This window comes from Streptomyces roseirectus (assembly GCF_014489635.1).
Classification (GTDB): domain Bacteria; phylum Actinomycetota; class Actinomycetes; order Streptomycetales; family Streptomycetaceae; genus Streptomyces; species Streptomyces roseirectus.
The window spans coordinates 5021406-5036354 of sequence record NZ_CP060828.1 but is presented as its reverse complement, the minus strand read 5'-3'; the positions used below and the strand labels follow the sequence as shown (position 1 = coordinate 5036354).

The following is a 14949-nucleotide window of genomic DNA, read 5'->3' as shown; positions in this document are numbered from 1 at the left end:
GTTCAGTCGCGGGCGAGGACCAGTTCCGCGTCCTCGCGGAGTTTGCCGAGGGCTCTGGAGACGGCGGACTTGACCGTGCCGATGGAGACGCCGAGGACTTCGGCGGTCTGGGCCTCGCTGAGGTCTTCGTAGTAGCGCAGGACGACCATGGCGCGCTGGCGGGCGGGGAGCTTGAGGACGGCCCGCCACATGGCGTCGCGGAGGGCCTGCTGCTCGGCGGGGTCGTCGAGGCCGGGGGCGGGGTCCGGCTCGGGGAGCTCGTCGCACGTGAACTCGTCCACCTTGCGCTTGCGCCACTGGGACGTGCGTGTGTTGAGGAGGGCTCGGCGGACGTAGCCGTCGAGGGCGCGGTGGTCCTCGATGCGGTCCCAGGCGACGTACGTTTTCGTCAGGGCGGTCTGGAGCAGGTCCTCGGCGTCGCACGGGTTCGCGGTCAGCGAGCGGGCGGTGCGCAGCAGCACCGGCTGGCGGTCCTGGACGTAGGACGCGAACGACGGGTATCCCGGGCGGACGGTGGTCCGCGTCCGCCCGTTCGAAGCGCTGGTGCAGACGGGTGTGGTCATGGCTCCACGCTAGGAGGGAGACCGTGTAGTCCGGATCGCCCGTAGGTCCCGAAGAAAAGTCCCCCTCAGGTTGTAGGGGTGGGGCAGACCCCACCTCCTGAAGGTGGAGCGACGGGGCCCGGGTACTACGGGATGACCCCTGGGGGATCATCTGTCCGCCGTAAGGATCAACCCTGAGGTCGGTACCCCGGTACCGGCTGTCACGAGCGCGGTCCCGGCGCCGGGGACCTGGTTGACGGCCGTCCCGCGCAGCTGGCGCACCGCCTCGGCGACGCCGTTCATGCCGTGCAGGTACGCCTCCCCGAGCTGGCCGCCGTGCGTGTTCAGGGGGACACGGTCCGCCGCGACGAACCCTGACGCCTCTCCGGGTCCGCAGAAGCCGAACTCCTCCAGCTGCATGAGGACGAAGGGGGTGAAGTGGTCGTACAGGAGAGCTACGTCGATGTCGGCGGGCGCGAGGCCCGAGTCCCGCCAGAGCCTCGACGCGACCACCCCCATCTCCGGGAGGCCCGTCAGGTCGCCCCGGTAGAACCCCGTCATCTGCTCCTGCCCCTTCGCCGCGCCCTGCGCCGCCGCCGCGACCAGCACCGGCCGGGCGGCGAGGTCCCGCGCGCGCTCCGCCGACGTCACCACCAGCGCCTGTCCGCCGTCCGTCTCCTGGCAGCAGTCCAGCAGGCGCAGCGGCTCGACGATCCAGCGCGACGCCGCGTGGTCCTCCAGGGTGATGGGACGGCCGTGGAAGTACGCGGCCGGGTTCGTCGCGGCGTGCCTGCGGTCGACGACGGCTACCTCCCCGAATACCTCCGGGGTAAGCCCGTAGGCGTACAGGTACCGCTGCGCGATCATCGCCACCCACGACGCCGGTGTCACCAGCCCGAACGGCAGCGTCCACCCCAGCGCGACGCCCTCGGCGGACGGCTCCCGCTTCGTCACCCCCGCGCCGAAGCGCCGTCCCGACCGCTCGTTGAACGCCCGGTAGCAGACGACGACCTCCGCGACGCCGGTCGCCACGGCCATCGCCGCCTGGAGCACGGTCGCGCAGGCCGCGCCGCCGCCGTAGTGGACGCGCGAGAAGAAGGCCAACTCCCCTATCCCGCACGCCTGGGCCACGCTGATCTCGGGGTTCGTGTCCATCGTGAACGTCACCATGCCGTCCACGTCCCCCGGCGCCAGCCCGGCGTCGGCGATCGCCGCGCGGACGGCTTCCGCCGCGAGGCGCAGTTCGCTGCGGCCGGAGTCCTTGGAGAACTCGGTGGCACCGATACCGGCGATCGCCGCGCGCCTGCCGAGGGGGAGTTGGGGGCGGGGAGGCATGGGGGCTCCTGGGGTTGGGGGCGTGTTCGAAGGGGCTGACGTCAGCGGCTCACCGCTCGTCCACACCCCGCGCGCCGTCCGTGCCGACGCCCGCGTCGACGTCCGTCCCGGCGCCCGCGTCACCGTCCGCGTAGGCTTCCGGCGTCGTGCTCAGCACCGCCGTCCCCGTCACATGGCGCCCGAGGCTGTTCTCGCCGGTGATGCTCACCGTGACCTGTGTGCCGTCGACTTGTTCCACTCGGCCGGTCAACCGCATGGTGTCGCCGGGGTAGTTGGGGGCGCCGAGGCGGATGGCGAGTTTGTGGAGGCGGGTGTGGGGGCCGAAGTGGTTAGTGAGGTAGCGGCCGACGAGGCCGTTGGTGGTGAGGATGTTCATGAAGATGTCGGGGGAGCCCTTGGCGCGGGCGGCGTCGGGGTCGTGGTGGACGTCCTGGTAGTCGCGGGACGCGATCGCGCCGGCGACGATGAGGGTCCGGGTGATCTCGACGTCCAGCGGGGGGAGTTGGGTGCCCTCGGACGGTGACGTCATGCCGCCGCCTCCCCGGACCGGAACACCGGCAGCGTCAACTCGTCGTCGTACGCCCGGAATTCGAGCGTCACCGGCATGCCGATCCGGACCTTGTCGTACGGCACGTCGACCACCTCGCTCACCAGCCGTACGCCTTCGGCGAGTTCGACCAGGGCGACGGCGTACGGGGGGTCGAAGGCGGGGAAGCGGGGGTGATGCATGACGACGTACGAGTACACGGTCCCGGCGCCGGACGCCTCCCGCGTGTCCCACTCCGGCGAACCGCACTCCACACAGCCGGGGATCCAGGGGAGGCGGAGGGTTCCGCAGGCGAGGCAGCGCTGGATGAGGAGGCGGTTTCGCCGAATGCCTTGCCAGAAACCGGAGTTGTCACGGTTGATGACGGGGCGGGGGCGGAGGTGGGTGGCCGGAGATGGAGGGGAAGCGGGGCTGCGGGGCGCGTACTTCAGGATGCGGAACCGGTGCGTTCCCACCAACTCCCCGTCCCCGCACCGCACATCGGTCCGCGTCGTGACGAAGTACCCGGCCCCCAGCTTCGTCGTCTTCCGCCCCGACACCGACTCGATCACCGAGTCGAAGGTGACGCGCTCGCCGAGCCGCAGCGGGCGGACGTACTCCTGCTCGGAGTCGGTGGCGACGACTGCCGTGCAGCCCAAGTCGTCGAGGAGGGCGAGGAGTTGGACGTACGCGTCGGTGCGGGACGCCGGTCCGGAGAGGCCGCCCATCGTCCAGACCTGGAGCATGGTGGCCGGGGCGACGGCGTCGGGGCCGGTGTACGCGGGGTTCGTGTCGCCCAGCGCCTCGCACCAGTGCCGGATCATGGCGGCGTCTACGGGGTCCTTGGCGATCCCGGCGACGGCGGCGGGTTCACCTTCGTACGCCTTGAGTTGCCGCTCGTACGCCGCGAGTTGGCGTTCGCGCGCCGCGAGTTGGCGTCCGTCGTCCTCCTCCGGCATGGCACCCTCCACACCCTCCGCACTCCAGAAGGTTTCTGACTGTCCGTCAGATGGCGTGGACTGTCAAGGACGACCCGGCGCCGATGTGCGGGCGCACCGTTGTGCGGGCACGCGGAAAACGCCTGCGCGGCGAAGCCCAAGTGCCTCGCCGCGCAGGCGTGTTACCACCCCAGTGAACACACCCCACACCCGGTCGGAGGGCCGGTGCCGGTGCGCCGGCCCTCCGTCAGGGGGTCACCACCACAGCGGGGCGAAGGTGACCTGCACGTTGTGGTTGCCCTGGTTGATGGCCGTGAACGCGGAGCCGTTCACCTGGGCCGTGTTGCTCTGGTTGCTCGCGCCGGAGCCCACGGCGTTCTGCTGCGTGGTGGACGAGTTGCCGTTGTTGTCGCCGGCCACACCGCTGCCGATGATGCTGGCGACGCCCGCGTTCGATCCGTCGTCCGCGAAGCCGCCGTTGTCCGCCGCCGCGACGCCGGAGAAGAGAGCGGCGGCGAGCGGGAGGGCGGAGACAGCGGCGACGATGCGGGCGGTACGGATGCTTGCCATGTTGTTCCTCCAGAGAACAAGAGACGTACCGGCTTGTGGCCGGGTTTTGCATGAACTACGGCTGTTTCCGGGGCAGTTGGCCGACCGCCTCGGCATTGGTGACGACGTCGCGAGATCAGAGTTGCCCACCGGACCCCCGCGGAACCACCCCGGACGGCACGATTAGCACGCAAGCGTGATGACCAGTCGATAAACCCCTTTCACTACCGTTCTTCGCGAGGAGCCATGTCCCGGGCGCGTCGCGGGGGCGGTTTTCCGTGCGCCGCATGGGGTGAAGCGTTCCGGCAGGCGGGCCGGTGACGGCGTCCTCGGGGCCGTTCCGCGACTGCGCCCCCTCCCGTTCTTCGAACGGGTGTGCGAAACTGGGGGCATGGCCACCACCGACCGGCAGGCCACGACACTGGCCCTCGCCCACGCGCTCTCGGCCGCCGAACGCGGCCTGGCCGTCATCCCCTTGTCCCGCACCAAGCTCCCGGCCCTGCGCTCCCCCCACCGCCTCGACCCGCCCGGCACCCCGCCGTGCCACGGCGAGTGCGGGCGCCCCGGGCACGGCGTGTACGACGCGACGACCGACCCCGCGCGCATCCGCGCGCTGTTCGCGATGGCGCCCTGGGCGACCGGGTACGGCATCGCCTGCGGGCTGGCGCCGCACCACCTCATCGGCGTCGACCTGGACACGAAGGGGGACACCGACTCCACCGCCGCGCTAAGGGAGTTGGCGCTGCGCCACCTCTTCACGATCCCGCCGACGGTCGTCGTCCTCACGCCCTCAGGCGGGCGCCACCTCTGGCTCACCGGGCCGTCCGACGTCGTCGTCCCCAACTCCGCGGGGCGGCTCGCGCCCGGCATCGACATCCGGGGGGCGGGGGGATACCTCGTGGGGCCCGGCTCGCGTACGGACCGGGGGGTCTACGCGACGGCTCCCGGCACCGGTCACCTCCCCCCGGCGCCCTGTCCGCGCGCCCTCCTCCGCCTCCTCCTCCCGCCCCCGCGCTCCTCCCACACCGGCCCCGCCTCCCAACATGGGCACGGGCTCGTCCAGTTCGTCCTCGCGGCCCACGAAGGGCAGCGCAACACCCGCCTCTTCTGGGCCGCTTGCCGCGCCTACGAGAACAACCTCGGCCTCTCACAAGCCCTGTTCGAGGCCGCGATCCGCACGGGACTGAGCCCACGCGAGGCACGCTCGACGCTGGCTTCGGCGGCTCGGTTGACGGGGAGGCGGGGGGAAGAGGGGTGAGTGCGGGGGTGGTTGGGGGAGAGGCACTGTGGAGTGGCGGGACGGGAGCGGGGGCTTGGGGGCGGGAACGCGGGGACTGGGTCGGTCAGTTGAGGGGGAGCCGGTGCGAAGGCGGGGGCGTGCGGCGGTCGTTCGCCGGTGCCGGCGTCCGCGTCGCCGTCAGACGGGCCGGACGCCGAACGCTCACCGGCACCGGGCTCAGAGCCGGACGACAGCCGTTCACCGGCCCCGCCCCGCCCACCAGCCATCCCCTACCCTTCCCCGCATGGCCGAACTCCCTTTCCCCGCACCCCTCGCCGCCGCCCTGGCGCACCCCTTCGACTACTTCTCCGACGGCATCGACTTCATGGCCCTCGACGGGTTCATGTCGGCGTCGGAGACCGCGGAGTGGTTCCGGGCGTGGACCGGGAACCCTGAGGTGGACGGGGATGAGTTCCGGGTGTTCGGGCGGGACGGCACGGGCGGGTACGCGGCGTTCTGGCTGGTCCGCGAGGGGCGTGAACTCGCCGAGCAGCCCGTCGTGTTCCTCGGGTCCGAGGGGGATACCGGGGTCGTCGCGCGTGATCTCGGCGAGTTTCTTTGGGTGTTGGCGGGCGGGCTGGGTCCGTTGGAGGCGATCGACGCGTACGGGGTGGGCCTGGACGGACGTCCGAACGCGGAACTGGCGGCGGTGGCCGAGGAGTTCGCGGCGGGCGGCGCGTGAACCGGACTGTGCCGGGGCGCGTGTGGACCGTCCGCATACCGGTGTGAACCGGAGCGCCGGGTAGCGCGAAGGAGCGCTTTCGTAGGTAAAAGTGAGGACTTCGGCGTACGACGCGCCTAAGGTGTCCGTCCATGTCCCTGACCCGAGTCGTCCTCCTGTCCGGCCGTTCGATCGAGCTCTCCGACATCCGGCTCTCCTCGACGTACGGGGGCATGCTGGAGGGCTACCCCTGCGCGCGCGTCAACGACATGAGGATCAACGGGTTGTTGCGGGGCGCGGAACGCGAATCCCCCCGTACGCCGGTCCACTTGATCGATCCGCCGCGCGAGTACCGCGACGACGGGTCCAAGGGGCCGTTCGGGCCCGTGGAGATCCTGCCCGCGGTGGCCTGCGTGGCCTCCTTCCGCTCGTCCCCGGTCTCCCCCTCCCTGGACCCCGGCCTCCACCGCTCCGCCCTCACGGTCGTCTGGTTCCAGCCGACCCCCCAGGTCCCGTCCGGCACGGACGCGGACAAACGCCTCCGCGCCCTCCCCTGGGAGGGCCTCGCCCGCGACGACGAACTCTGAACACCACGAAGGGGTGCCCCTCACACCGAGGAACACCCCTTCCGGCCTGCGGTGGGTGTGGGATTTGAACCCACGGTGACATCGCTGCCACGACGGTTTTCAAGACCGTTCCCTTAGGCCGCTCGGGCAACCCACCTCGCCCGCATCCCACCTGGGGCGGGGCGGGTACAGCGTACCGGCAGCGGGGGTTTGGTGGAGTGCGTGGGCCGGGGTGGGGGCGGGAGTCCCGCAGGTTCGTCCCCAACCCCCGCTTCCGCCCGGAGACCAGTGGCTAAGGTGACCTCGCTGTCCGACGGGAGGGAGTTGGCGGTATGGAGTCGTTCGCCGGGGTGGTCGAGGCCGCCGGGGGCGGGCTGAGCGAGTTTCAGCAGAACCTTGTCGTCGCCGTCGTGGGGACGGTCGTCGGTGTGCTGGGGACCGTCGCGATCGAGCACGTGAAGATGCGGCGTGAGCCGATGAAGCGGCTCACGTGGGAGGCCGAGGTGCAGAACGCCATGGTCTCGACGGACGACGCGATCCGCCGCCGGCTGCGGCTGAGTTACAACGGGACCACCATCGACGGGCTCAGCTCGATCGAGTTCCGGGTCGAGAACACCGGCAACCGGGTCGTGAAGGACGAGCGGTTGCGGTTCCGGCTCCCGACGGGGACCCAGATCATCGAGGCGGTGCCCACCTCCGCGCCGGAGCGCGAGATGGGGGTGGCCCGGCGGCCCGACCTGGAGCAGGACACGGGCGAGGCGGTCTTCACCATCGCCCAGCTGGAGCGCGGTCAGACCCTGGCGCTGCGGCTCTCCGTCTCCTCCCCCGACATCTCCGGCTGGAAGGTCGTCGCCCACAACGACGAAGGGGACGTCGAGTTCCACGAGCGGTCGGCCGCCCGCAGGAAGCAGGACCGCGAACACGTCCCCGCCTTCTTCACCCTGGCGTTCCTCCTGATCACCGTCCCGCCCCTGGTCTCCCTGCTCGGCGATGCCGGACGGCTCGCCGCCGTCGTCCTGGGCGTCGCGTTCCTCATCGGCGCCGCCCCTCACATCGCCCCCACCGGCCGCACCCTGCGCGACTTCCTCACCACGAGACCGGCCCCGTCCCAGGACGTCCACATCGGGAGGGTGGAGTCGTCGACCTTCGCGATCGGCGATTCCTCCTCCGCGGCCACCACCAGCTACGACCAGCCCTGAACACGTAAGGGGCGCCCTCCCTTGAGGGCGCCCCTTACAACAACTACCCGGTGATCAGCTGTCGCCCGTGCGCGTGCCCAGGGTCAGTTCCACTGTCTGGGTCTTGCCGCCCCGCTGGTAGGTGATCGTCACGCGGTCGCCGGGCTTGTGGGTCCAGATCTCGCCGATGAGGGTGGGGCCGGAGTCGATGACGGTGTCGTCGAGCTTGGTGATGACGTCGCCGGTCTTGAGGCCGGCCTGGGCGGCGGGGCCGCCCGCCTCGATGGAGGAGGCGCCGTTGGCGATCTTGGCGCCGCCGGTGCCCTCTTCGAGGGAGACGGAGGCGCCGATCTTCGCGTACACCGGCTGGCCGGTCTTGATGAGCTGCTGGGCGACGTACTTGGCCTGGTTGATCGGGATGGCGAAGCCGAGGCCGATCGAGCCCGCCTGGCCGCCGCCGAGGCCACCGCCGCTGCCGCTGGACTGGATGGCCGAGTTGATGCCGATCACGTTGCCCTGGGCGTCGAGCAGGGGCCCGCCGGAGTTGCCGGGGTTGATCGAGGCGTCGGTCTGCAGGGCGCTCATGTACGAGTTGTTGCTGCCGGAGCCGTCCGAGGAGGCGACGGGACGGTTCTTCGCGCTGATGATGCCGGTCGTCACCGTGTTGGACAGCCCGAAGGGCGCGCCGATGGCGATCGTGGAGTCGCCGACGGCGACCTTGTCGGAGTCGCCGAGCGTGAGCGGCTTGAGGTCCGAGGGCGCGCTCTTGAGCTTGATGACGGCGACGTCGTACCCCTGCGCGTGGCCGACGACCTCGGCGTCGTACTTCCGGCCGTTCGGGAAGGTCGCCGTGACCTTGCCGCCGTCCACCGCCTCGGCGACGACGTGGTTGTTGGTGACGATGTGGCCCTGGGTGTCGAAGACGAAGCCGGTGCCGGTGCCGCCGTCGCCACTGCTGGACTCGGCCTGGATGGTCACGGTGCTGGGCAGCGCCCGCGCGGCGACGCCCGCGACCGTGCCGGCGTCGCGCTTGAGCGAGCCGCCGCTGTCGGACGCGGAGACGGTCGTCGAGCCGTTGTCGTCGTTGTCCTTGGCCATCGTGTAGCCGAGCGCGCCGCCGAGTCCGCCGGCGACCAGCGCGGCCACCAGGACGGCCGCGACGAGCCCGCCCCGCCCCTTGCGCTTGGGCGCGGGCTCCTGCCCGTACGCCGCCCCCCACGCGCCGCCCGCGCCGGCGCCGCCGTCCGCGTACGACGGGGTCGCCGGGACCGGCGGCGGCCAGGAGCCGTCCACGGCCGTGGGCGCGCCCGCGTACGGGTCCTGCGGCCGGTCCTGGGAGGCGGCGGGGGCAGCGGCAGGCGCGGGCGGCGGCCAGTTCCCGTCAGGCGCGCCCGCCGGGGCCGGAGCAGGAGCCTGGGCCGATGCCGGAGCCTGGGCCGGCGTCTTCGGCAGCTCGGTCGTCGGTGCCGCCTCGGGCGCGGCAGCGGCGGACGTCGTGGGAGAGTCCACCGGCACGGGGGGTGCGGACGGGGCCGGGGGTACCTCGGTGCCCTCGTTCTCGGTGTTCACAGCTCTTCTCCTCGGTCCACGGCTGTTGTCGTGTGCGTGTTGCCTTACGCTTCAAGCTTTTCCCACTGGCCGTCAGAGCACCATAAGCGGTGCCTGTGGGCGGTGGTCACTCGCGTCAGAACATCTCAGACGCTTCTCAGACGGTTCTCAGACGCACGTCCCGGATCTCGCGTACCCCGCGACGATGGCACCATGACGCGGTGACCCACGCACGCCAGCACCACATCCAGGTCGTCGCCCACCGCGGCGCCTCCGAAGAGGCCCCCGAGCACACCCTGGCCGCCTACCGGAAGGCCATCGAGGACGGCGCGGACGCGCTGGAGTGCGACGTACGGCTCACCGCGGACGGGCACCTCGTCTGCGTGCACGACCGTCGCGTCAACCGGACGTCCAACGGGCGCGGGGCGGTCTCCGCGCTGGAGCTGGCCGAGCTGAACGCCCTGGACTTCGGCTCCTGGAAGACGCGGCGGGCCGCACGCGCGCGGGCGGGCGACGAGGAGGAGCCCGACTGGGAGTTCCGCCCGGAGGACCGGGAGCACACCTCCGTGCTGACCCTGGAACGCCTCCTGGAGCTGGTCGCGGACGCGGGCCGGCCGGTGGAGCTGGCGATCGAGACGAAGCATCCGACGCGTTGGGCCGGACAGGTGGAGGAGCGCCTGCTCGACCTGCTCGGCCGGTTCGGCCTGGCCGCGCCGCCCGCGCCCGCCGAGTCGGCCGTCCGGATCATGAGCTTCTCGGCGCGGTCGCTGCACCGCGTGCGCGCGGCCGCGCCGACGCTGCCGACGGTGTACCTGATGCAGTTCGTCTCCCCGCGCCTGCGCGACGGGCGGCTGCCGGTGGGGGTGGGGATCGCGGGGCCGTCGATGCGGATCGTGCGCAGCCACCCCGCGTACGTGCGCCGGCTGAAGCGGGCGGGGCACCAGGTGCACGTGTGGACGGTCAACGAGTCGTCGGACGTCGACCTGTGTGTGGAGCTGGGGGTCGACGCGATCATCACGAACCGGCCGAAGGCGGTGCTGCGGCACCTCGGCGGGGTCTGAGCGCCCGCACAACGCGTTGATCATCACAGGGAGTGCACCGGCGCGTTCGGTGCGTGTACGGGCGTCAGAAATGCGTCAGCGGACGGACCTCTACCGGTTTCCGGTACAGGCCAAGGGGGCATCCACTCGGTGGCGTGGGGCTAAGGAGGTCTCGGGGGTGGCGTTGGTGGTGGCACAGGAGGTGCCCACGTCGTCGAGCATGGCCGTGGCCCACGGCCCTGCGGGCGTGGGCGAGGCGAGACACCGGATGCGGGACCAGCTCCGCGTCGGCGGGGTCTCCGAGGCGGTCATCGACGACGCCGTACTGATCCTTTCCGAACTGCTCAGCAACGCGTGCAAGCACGGCCGTCCGCTCGGCGACGCGCTCGCGGGCGACGGCGACGTCCGCGCCGCCTGGCGCGTGGACGCGCGCGGGCGCCTGCTCGTGGAGGTGACGGACGGCGGTGGCCCGACCCGGCCCGCCCCGGCGACGCCCTCGGTCACCGCGCACGGCGGCCGGGGCCTCAACATCATCTCGACGCTCGCGCACGACTGGGGCGTCCGCGACGACGTCCACGGCGAGGTCACCGTCTGGGTCGTCGTCCACAACGACGTCCACGACCCCGACGCGCGCGGGGACAGCGACTTCGCGGCCCGCATGGCGAGCCCGTCCCTGGCGGGGCTGGACTTCGACGACCTCGACGACCTGGAGTAGACCGGGGAGGGCCAGAGGCGGCACGCGCGGGCACCACGGCCGGGAGCGGCCTCGGGACGCCCCGATGCGACCCCCGCCGGGAGCAGGCCCGAAGCACCCCGGCGCAAGCCTCACCGCCCGCACCGGCCCCGGCACGCCCCCGCGAAAGCCCGCGCCCCGGCGCAAGGCCCGCCACCGGCACCGGCCCGAGACGCCCCGGCGCGCCCCCGACCCCCGGCACAGGCCCACCCCCTTCACCAGGCAGGCCCTGTCAGTCCGACCGGCTAGGCTCCCCGGGTAGGAGTCGAGCCGTACCGGGAGACAGTCGATGGCCAAGAAGCGACCCCAGACCAAGGCCCAGGGGCCTCAGGCGACCGCTGGTGAGATTCCGGTCGTGGGGGCGCGGGAGCCCTGCCCCTGCAACAGCGGCCGGCGTTACAAGGCGTGCCACGGGCGCGCGGCGGCGCAGGCGGTCACGGAGCTGGTGCACCGGCCGTTCGAAGGGCTCGCGGGCGAGTGCGACTGGGTCGCGCTGCGGGAGCTGGTCCCGGCGGCCACCGCCGAGCTGACGCTGAAGGGCGGCCTGCCGGACGGCGTGCCCTCGGTGACGCTCGCGACGGTGCTCCCGATGGCGTGGCCGGCGCTGCGGCGCGACGACGGCTCCGTCCTGCTCGGCCTGCAGAACGACACCTCCTCCGGTGACGTGAGCCGCGACCTCGCGGACAACCTGCTGCGCGCGCTGGAGGCCGCGCCGGGGACCCCGGTGCAGGGCCGCAGGGCGCCGACGGACGGGCCCCGGCTCCAGGACCTGCTGGATCCCGAAGGCGGGTTCGAGCCAGTTGTGCACACCGGTTTCGACTTCTGGGTGACGGACGCCCAGAACGCGGCGGCCGACGTGGCGGCGTCCCTGGAGCGGGCCAACGAGGCGGTGATCCCGACGGTGAAGCTGGCCGGCGTGGAGTCCGCGTACTGGTGCGAGACGCCGGAGAAGAACCACCTCAGGTGGGTCATGCCGCACCCGGAGGAGCGTCTTCTGGACGCCCTCGCGCGGCTGCACGCGGCGGGCACCGCCGGCCTCGGCGAGGGGACCCGACTGATCGGTTCCTTCCGGGCCCACGGCCTGACCGTGCCGGTCTGGGACCTGCCGAGCGAGGTGCGCGCGGAGGACGTCGAGAAGCCCGCCGCCGAGTTCGCCGAGCGCCTGGCGGCGGCCCTGGCCACGGACGCCCCGCTGACCGCCGACGAGCGTCGCGCGCGCGGCGGTCTGACGAACCGACAGGTCACGCTGAGCTGACGCGCGGCCCGCCCGAACGGGTGACTCCGCTCACAACTCCCGCCTCCCGCAAGGCGGATCGGCGCCGGAAACCGCCGCTCAGCGGTTGTCCGGAAAGCCGATGAAAACAGGAGATCGAATTTGCTTGGAGCCGATCTCTTGTTACGGTTCGAGTAGCCCGGTTGCTGGTGCATCCCCCGTCGCCAGCAACCGGGTCTTTTTCTGCCCGCGCCGCTTCACACTCCGGCGCCCTCCGTCAACTGCCCGCGTCCGGCGCGGAGTTGCTTCCCGAGCGCAGCAGCAGCGGCCCGTCGCCGCGGTGCGCGAACTCCGCGACGGCCGTGTAGTCGGCGAGGCTCCCCCGGGTCCGTTCGCGGGGTGTCTCACAGCTCGTGGGCTCGTCCTCGGCGCCAGCGGCGCACCGCGTCCTGACCGTCCGCCCGTCGGGCTCCAACAGGCTCAGGACGGCCTTCAGGGCACGTCCGGTGGCGTTGCGGTAGTAGGTCCGCGCCCAGGTGTCCTCACCCTGCGTCAGGACGCACGTCTGCGCCTCGACGCCGTCCGGCGAGGCGAGTTCGGGGCCGCAGCGGGCGGCGGTGGCGAGGCCGATGCCGAGGAGGTGCGCGGGGTCCTGGGGACGTTCGCGGGGAGGTTTTTGGTCATCGGGACGGTCGTCGGACCGGCCGTTGGACCGACCATCGGACCGGTCGTCGGACGGATCGCCCTGGGGGACGACCGTCCGCACGGCCTCGTCGAGGACGCTCCCCTCCTCGCCCGCAGGGCCCGCCGACGCGATGGTCAGGGGGAGCGCGACGGCGCACAGGGCGGTCGCGCCGAGGGCGAGGAGGCGAAGGTTCATAGGCGGAAGATAACGAGCACGCGCGCGCGTGCTCGCCCGTCCGCGCCGGGCGGCCCTACAACTCGGGGGCGCTCACACCCGTACGAGTGAGGACGTCGACGACCGTGTCGACGACCGCTTCCACGTCGGGCACCCAGGGGGACGCCGAGCCGGGCAGCGGGGCGCGTTCCCAGCGGATGTCGCCGTGGCCGGAGAGGGAGGGCGGGAGGGCGAGGTAGCCGCCCTCGCCGTGGAAGCGCAGGGAGCCGGGGACGTAGTCCTTGGCGTACAGGAGTTCGCCCAGCTGTTCCATGGAGTACGGCTTGACGAGGATCGCCCAGCGCGCGGGAGCGGCGACGACCGGGCCGAGCCGCATGCCCTTGGCGTCGAGTTCGGCGAGCGCCTGGGCGGCGGCGCGGGCGGGGAGGCTGACGGCACAGGGCGCGGTGCCTCCGGTGGCCAGGACGATCGGGGAGGCCGGGCGGTTGGTCCACCACCAGCGGACCATGCGGGCGTCGGTGGTGGCGGCGAGGAGGCCGGGGTCGAAGGGGTGCGCGCCGGGCACGGTGCAGCCCGGGTCGGGGCAGGTGCACCTCGACCGCCCCTCGGGGTCGGCCGCCGCACCGGGGAGCACGGGCCACTGCCACTTCGTCGCGAAGGTCAGGGCCGCGTCGATCAACTCAGGCATCCCGTCGCCGCGTTGGGACAGAAGCCTGCGTCGCCTTCCGAGGATCTCGCGCATGAGCGCTCGTTCCTTTCCGTTGCACCGCTGGCAACACCGTGGGCCACATCACACCATGTGTCGATCACTTCACTGTGCATACCTGTTGGCGCATCACACCCTTGCACCGAGCAAGAGGAACCCCGAACTGCGTCTCGCGAAAAACTGGGCGTGGCGTGGGGTGGCGAAGTCTGGCGTTTTGCCGTCCCGCGTATTTCTCTCCGCCTCCGCCACGGAGGATGGGGCTCGGTCGTCGGTGGATAGGACGCCCGGGTCGGTCACCAGGTTCCGGGCGGCTCTCCACCGCCCCTGAATCCCTACCGAGTACGTACCCATCACGACCGCTGTGACGCTCTGTGGAGCAAGCCCAGTCGACCTCAATCGCCCGGAACCCGAGGCGGTTTTAAGCCAACTTTGCATTTCTGCCGAAGACTCACTCTCCGCTCATGGACACCGGGAATCCCGATAGGACAATGCTGGACATCCCGTCACGACTGCGTGTAGATGTGGTGACACTGCCGTCCGTGCAGAATGAGCGGAATGACATGGGGGTTTGCGATGCTTTTGAGCAAAACGCACCAGTTCGAGAGCCGGACGCCATGAACGCCCCTCACGCTCCGAAAGTGGCCGGAATCGATTCCACGATCCCCTCGCCCGCACACACTGCCTCGCCGGTGTCCGTGGGCTCTCCCGCAGCGGCCGTCCCGCTGCCGTCGTCCGCTCCCACCTGCGCCGCCGGTCCCGGTGTCCTCCTCCAGGACCGGCTGGCCGGCTGGGTCTCGGACCTCACGACGCTCCACGAGCTCACCGAACGCCTCTGCCGTACGGACACGTTGCCCGCCGCCCTCGACGAACTCCTGCGCGCCGGGGCGGCCCTCGTCGGCGCGCGCCGCGGACTCGTCGTCCTCGCACCGCTCGACGGGCCCGTCACCACCACGCCCCTCGGCCTCGACCGCGCGGACCTCGGCCACCTGGAGACCGTCCCCCGCGCCGCCCTCCCCCACGGCCGCCTCCTCGACGACCCCACCGCCCGCGAACTGACCCAGCCGGACCTCCTCACCGACCCCACCCTCGACCCCCGCCACCGCGAGGTCGCGACCCGCCTGGGCTACGCCGCCACCTACGCCCTCCGCCTGGACGGCGACCCGCCCACCGAAACCCCGGGCACCACTTTCGGCCGCCTGACCGGAAGAAGCGGCCCGACGGAGGGCAACAGGGGGCGCCTGAACGAGAGTTCGGGACCAGGCTCCGCACTGCCGGG

15 protein-coding genes and 1 tRNA gene are annotated in these 14949 nt (G+C 71.9%); 7 read left to right on the top strand and 9 right to left on the bottom strand.

The genetic code is table 11. The annotated features are described in order from the left end of the window. Positions 1-2: 2 nt before the first annotated feature. The 5 genes from IAG44_RS21195 to IAG44_RS21175 form a co-directional block, all read right to left on the bottom strand. On the bottom strand, positions 3-563 hold the full coding sequence (locus tag IAG44_RS21195) for a SigE family RNA polymerase sigma factor (protein ID WP_187748659.1): 561 nt from the start codon (positions 561-563) through the stop codon (positions 3-5). Between the two features lie 147 nt (positions 564-710). After that, positions 711-1877, bottom strand: a complete 1167-nt coding sequence (locus tag IAG44_RS21190; RefSeq protein ID WP_187748658.1) for a lipid-transfer protein — start codon at positions 1875-1877, stop codon at positions 711-713. Between the two features lie 49 nt (positions 1878-1926). Beyond that, a complete protein-coding gene (locus IAG44_RS21185; protein ID WP_187748657.1) occupies positions 1927-2406 on the bottom strand; it encodes a MaoC family dehydratase in 480 nt (159 codons plus the stop codon). Beyond that, the gene (locus IAG44_RS21180; RefSeq protein WP_187748656.1) at positions 2403-3362 is read right to left on the bottom strand and encodes a bifunctional MaoC family dehydratase N-terminal/OB-fold nucleic acid binding domain-containing protein; all 960 of its coding nucleotides are present in this window, start codon (positions 3360-3362) and stop codon (positions 2403-2405) included. Before IAG44_RS21180 ends, IAG44_RS21185 begins: the two co-directional genes overlap by 4 nt. 234 nt (positions 3363-3596) lie before the next feature. Beyond that, positions 3597-3911 (bottom strand): hypothetical protein, encoded by a 315-nt coding sequence (locus tag IAG44_RS21175; RefSeq protein ID WP_187748655.1) that lies wholly within the window; start codon positions 3909-3911, stop codon positions 3597-3599. A 370-nt stretch (positions 3912-4281) separates the two neighbouring features. Between IAG44_RS21175 and IAG44_RS21170 the strand changes: the two genes are divergently transcribed. The 3 genes from IAG44_RS21170 (at position 4282) to IAG44_RS21160 (ending at position 6417) form a co-directional block, all read left to right on the top strand. Next, positions 4282-5148 (top strand): bifunctional DNA primase/polymerase, encoded by an 867-nt coding sequence (locus IAG44_RS21170; RefSeq protein ID WP_187748654.1) that lies wholly within the window; start codon positions 4282-4284, stop codon positions 5146-5148. 265 nt (positions 5149-5413) lie between these two features. Beyond that, positions 5414-5851, top strand: coding sequence for an SMI1/KNR4 family protein (locus IAG44_RS21165; protein ID WP_246561949.1), 438 nt, complete (start codon positions 5414-5416; stop codon positions 5849-5851). A 131-nt stretch (positions 5852-5982) separates the two neighbouring features. Then, complete coding sequence (locus IAG44_RS21160) at positions 5983-6417, top strand: hypothetical protein (protein WP_187748653.1); 435 nt, start codon at positions 5983-5985, stop codon at positions 6415-6417. A gap of 49 nt (positions 6418-6466) precedes the next feature. Here the strand turns inward: IAG44_RS21160 and IAG44_RS21155 are convergent. Continuing rightward, positions 6467-6553: transfer RNA gene (locus IAG44_RS21155), tRNA-Ser, on the bottom strand. A 175-nt stretch (positions 6554-6728) separates the two neighbouring features. On the opposite strand from IAG44_RS21155, the gene IAG44_RS21150 reads away from it, so the two are divergent. Next, positions 6729-7595: a hypothetical protein gene (locus tag IAG44_RS21150; protein ID WP_187748652.1), complete on the top strand. Its 867-nt coding sequence runs from the start codon at positions 6729-6731 to the stop codon at positions 7593-7595. A 54-nt stretch (positions 7596-7649) separates the two neighbouring features. Here the strand turns inward: IAG44_RS21150 and IAG44_RS21145 are convergent, their stop codons facing one another. Continuing rightward, positions 7650-9143 carry a S1C family serine protease gene (locus tag IAG44_RS21145; RefSeq protein WP_187748651.1) on the bottom strand — a complete coding sequence of 498 codons (1494 nt, stop codon included), beginning with the start codon at positions 9141-9143 and terminating at the stop codon, positions 7650-7652. Positions 9144-9343: 200 nt separating this feature from the next. Between IAG44_RS21145 and IAG44_RS21140 the strand changes: the two genes are divergently transcribed. The 3 genes from IAG44_RS21140 (at position 9344) to IAG44_RS21130 (ending at position 12150) form a co-directional block, all read left to right on the top strand. Next, positions 9344-10183, top strand: a complete 840-nt coding sequence (locus tag IAG44_RS21140) for a glycerophosphodiester phosphodiesterase (protein WP_187748650.1) — start codon at positions 9344-9346, stop codon at positions 10181-10183. Between the two features lie 70 nt (positions 10184-10253). Beyond that, positions 10254-10877, top strand: coding sequence for an ATP-binding protein (locus IAG44_RS21135; protein ID WP_187748649.1), 624 nt, complete (start codon positions 10254-10256; stop codon positions 10875-10877). A gap of 307 nt (positions 10878-11184) precedes the next feature. Then, the gene (locus IAG44_RS21130; protein ID WP_187748648.1) at positions 11185-12150 is read left to right on the top strand and encodes a DUF5926 family protein; all 966 of its coding nucleotides are present in this window, start codon (positions 11185-11187) and stop codon (positions 12148-12150) included. Positions 12151-12385: 235 nt separating this feature from the next. Here the strand turns inward: IAG44_RS21130 and IAG44_RS21125 are convergent, their stop codons facing one another. Both IAG44_RS21125 and IAG44_RS21120 read right to left on the bottom strand, forming a co-directional pair. After that, the gene (locus IAG44_RS21125; protein ID WP_187748647.1) at positions 12386-12988 is read right to left on the bottom strand and encodes a hypothetical protein; all 603 of its coding nucleotides are present in this window, start codon (positions 12986-12988) and stop codon (positions 12386-12388) included. A gap of 55 nt (positions 12989-13043) precedes the next feature. Then, positions 13044-13709, bottom strand: coding sequence for a bifunctional DNA primase/polymerase (locus IAG44_RS21120; RefSeq protein ID WP_187748646.1), 666 nt, complete (start codon positions 13707-13709; stop codon positions 13044-13046). Between the last annotated feature and the right edge of the window lie 1240 nt (positions 13710-14949).

Bases quoted from the DNA above. Each gene is read 5' to 3' on its own strand.
- IAG44_RS21195 (WP_187748659.1), bottom strand. From the start codon at position 563: ATGACCACACCCGTCTGCACCAGCGCTTCGAACGGGCGGACGCGGACC.
- IAG44_RS21190 (WP_187748658.1), bottom strand. From the start codon at position 1,877: ATGCCTCCCCGCCCCCAACTCCCCCTCGGCAGGCGCGCGGCGATCGCC.
- IAG44_RS21185 (WP_187748657.1), bottom strand. From the start codon at position 2,406: ATGACGTCACCGTCCGAGGGCACCCAACTCCCCCCGCTGGACGTCGAG.
- IAG44_RS21180 (WP_187748656.1), bottom strand. From the start codon at position 3,362: ATGCCGGAGGAGGACGACGGACGCCAACTCGCGGCGCGCGAACGCCAA.
- IAG44_RS21175 (WP_187748655.1), bottom strand. From the start codon at position 3,911: ATGGCAAGCATCCGTACCGCCCGCATCGTCGCCGCTGTCTCCGCCCTC.
- IAG44_RS21170 (WP_187748654.1), top strand. From the start codon at position 4,282: ATGGCCACCACCGACCGGCAGGCCACGACACTGGCCCTCGCCCACGCG.
- IAG44_RS21165 (WP_246561949.1), top strand. From the start codon at position 5,414: ATGGCCGAACTCCCTTTCCCCGCACCCCTCGCCGCCGCCCTGGCGCAC.
- IAG44_RS21160 (WP_187748653.1), top strand. From the start codon at position 5,983: ATGTCCCTGACCCGAGTCGTCCTCCTGTCCGGCCGTTCGATCGAGCTC.
- IAG44_RS21150 (WP_187748652.1), top strand. From the start codon at position 6,729: ATGGAGTCGTTCGCCGGGGTGGTCGAGGCCGCCGGGGGCGGGCTGAGC.
- IAG44_RS21135 (WP_187748649.1), top strand. From the start codon at position 10,254: ATGCGTCAGCGGACGGACCTCTACCGGTTTCCGGTACAGGCCAAGGGG.
- IAG44_RS21130 (WP_187748648.1), top strand. From the start codon at position 11,185: ATGGCCAAGAAGCGACCCCAGACCAAGGCCCAGGGGCCTCAGGCGACC.
- IAG44_RS21125 (WP_187748647.1), bottom strand. From the start codon at position 12,988: ATGAACCTTCGCCTCCTCGCCCTCGGCGCGACCGCCCTGTGCGCCGTC.
- IAG44_RS21120 (WP_187748646.1), bottom strand. From the start codon at position 13,709: ATGCGCGAGATCCTCGGAAGGCGACGCAGGCTTCTGTCCCAACGCGGC.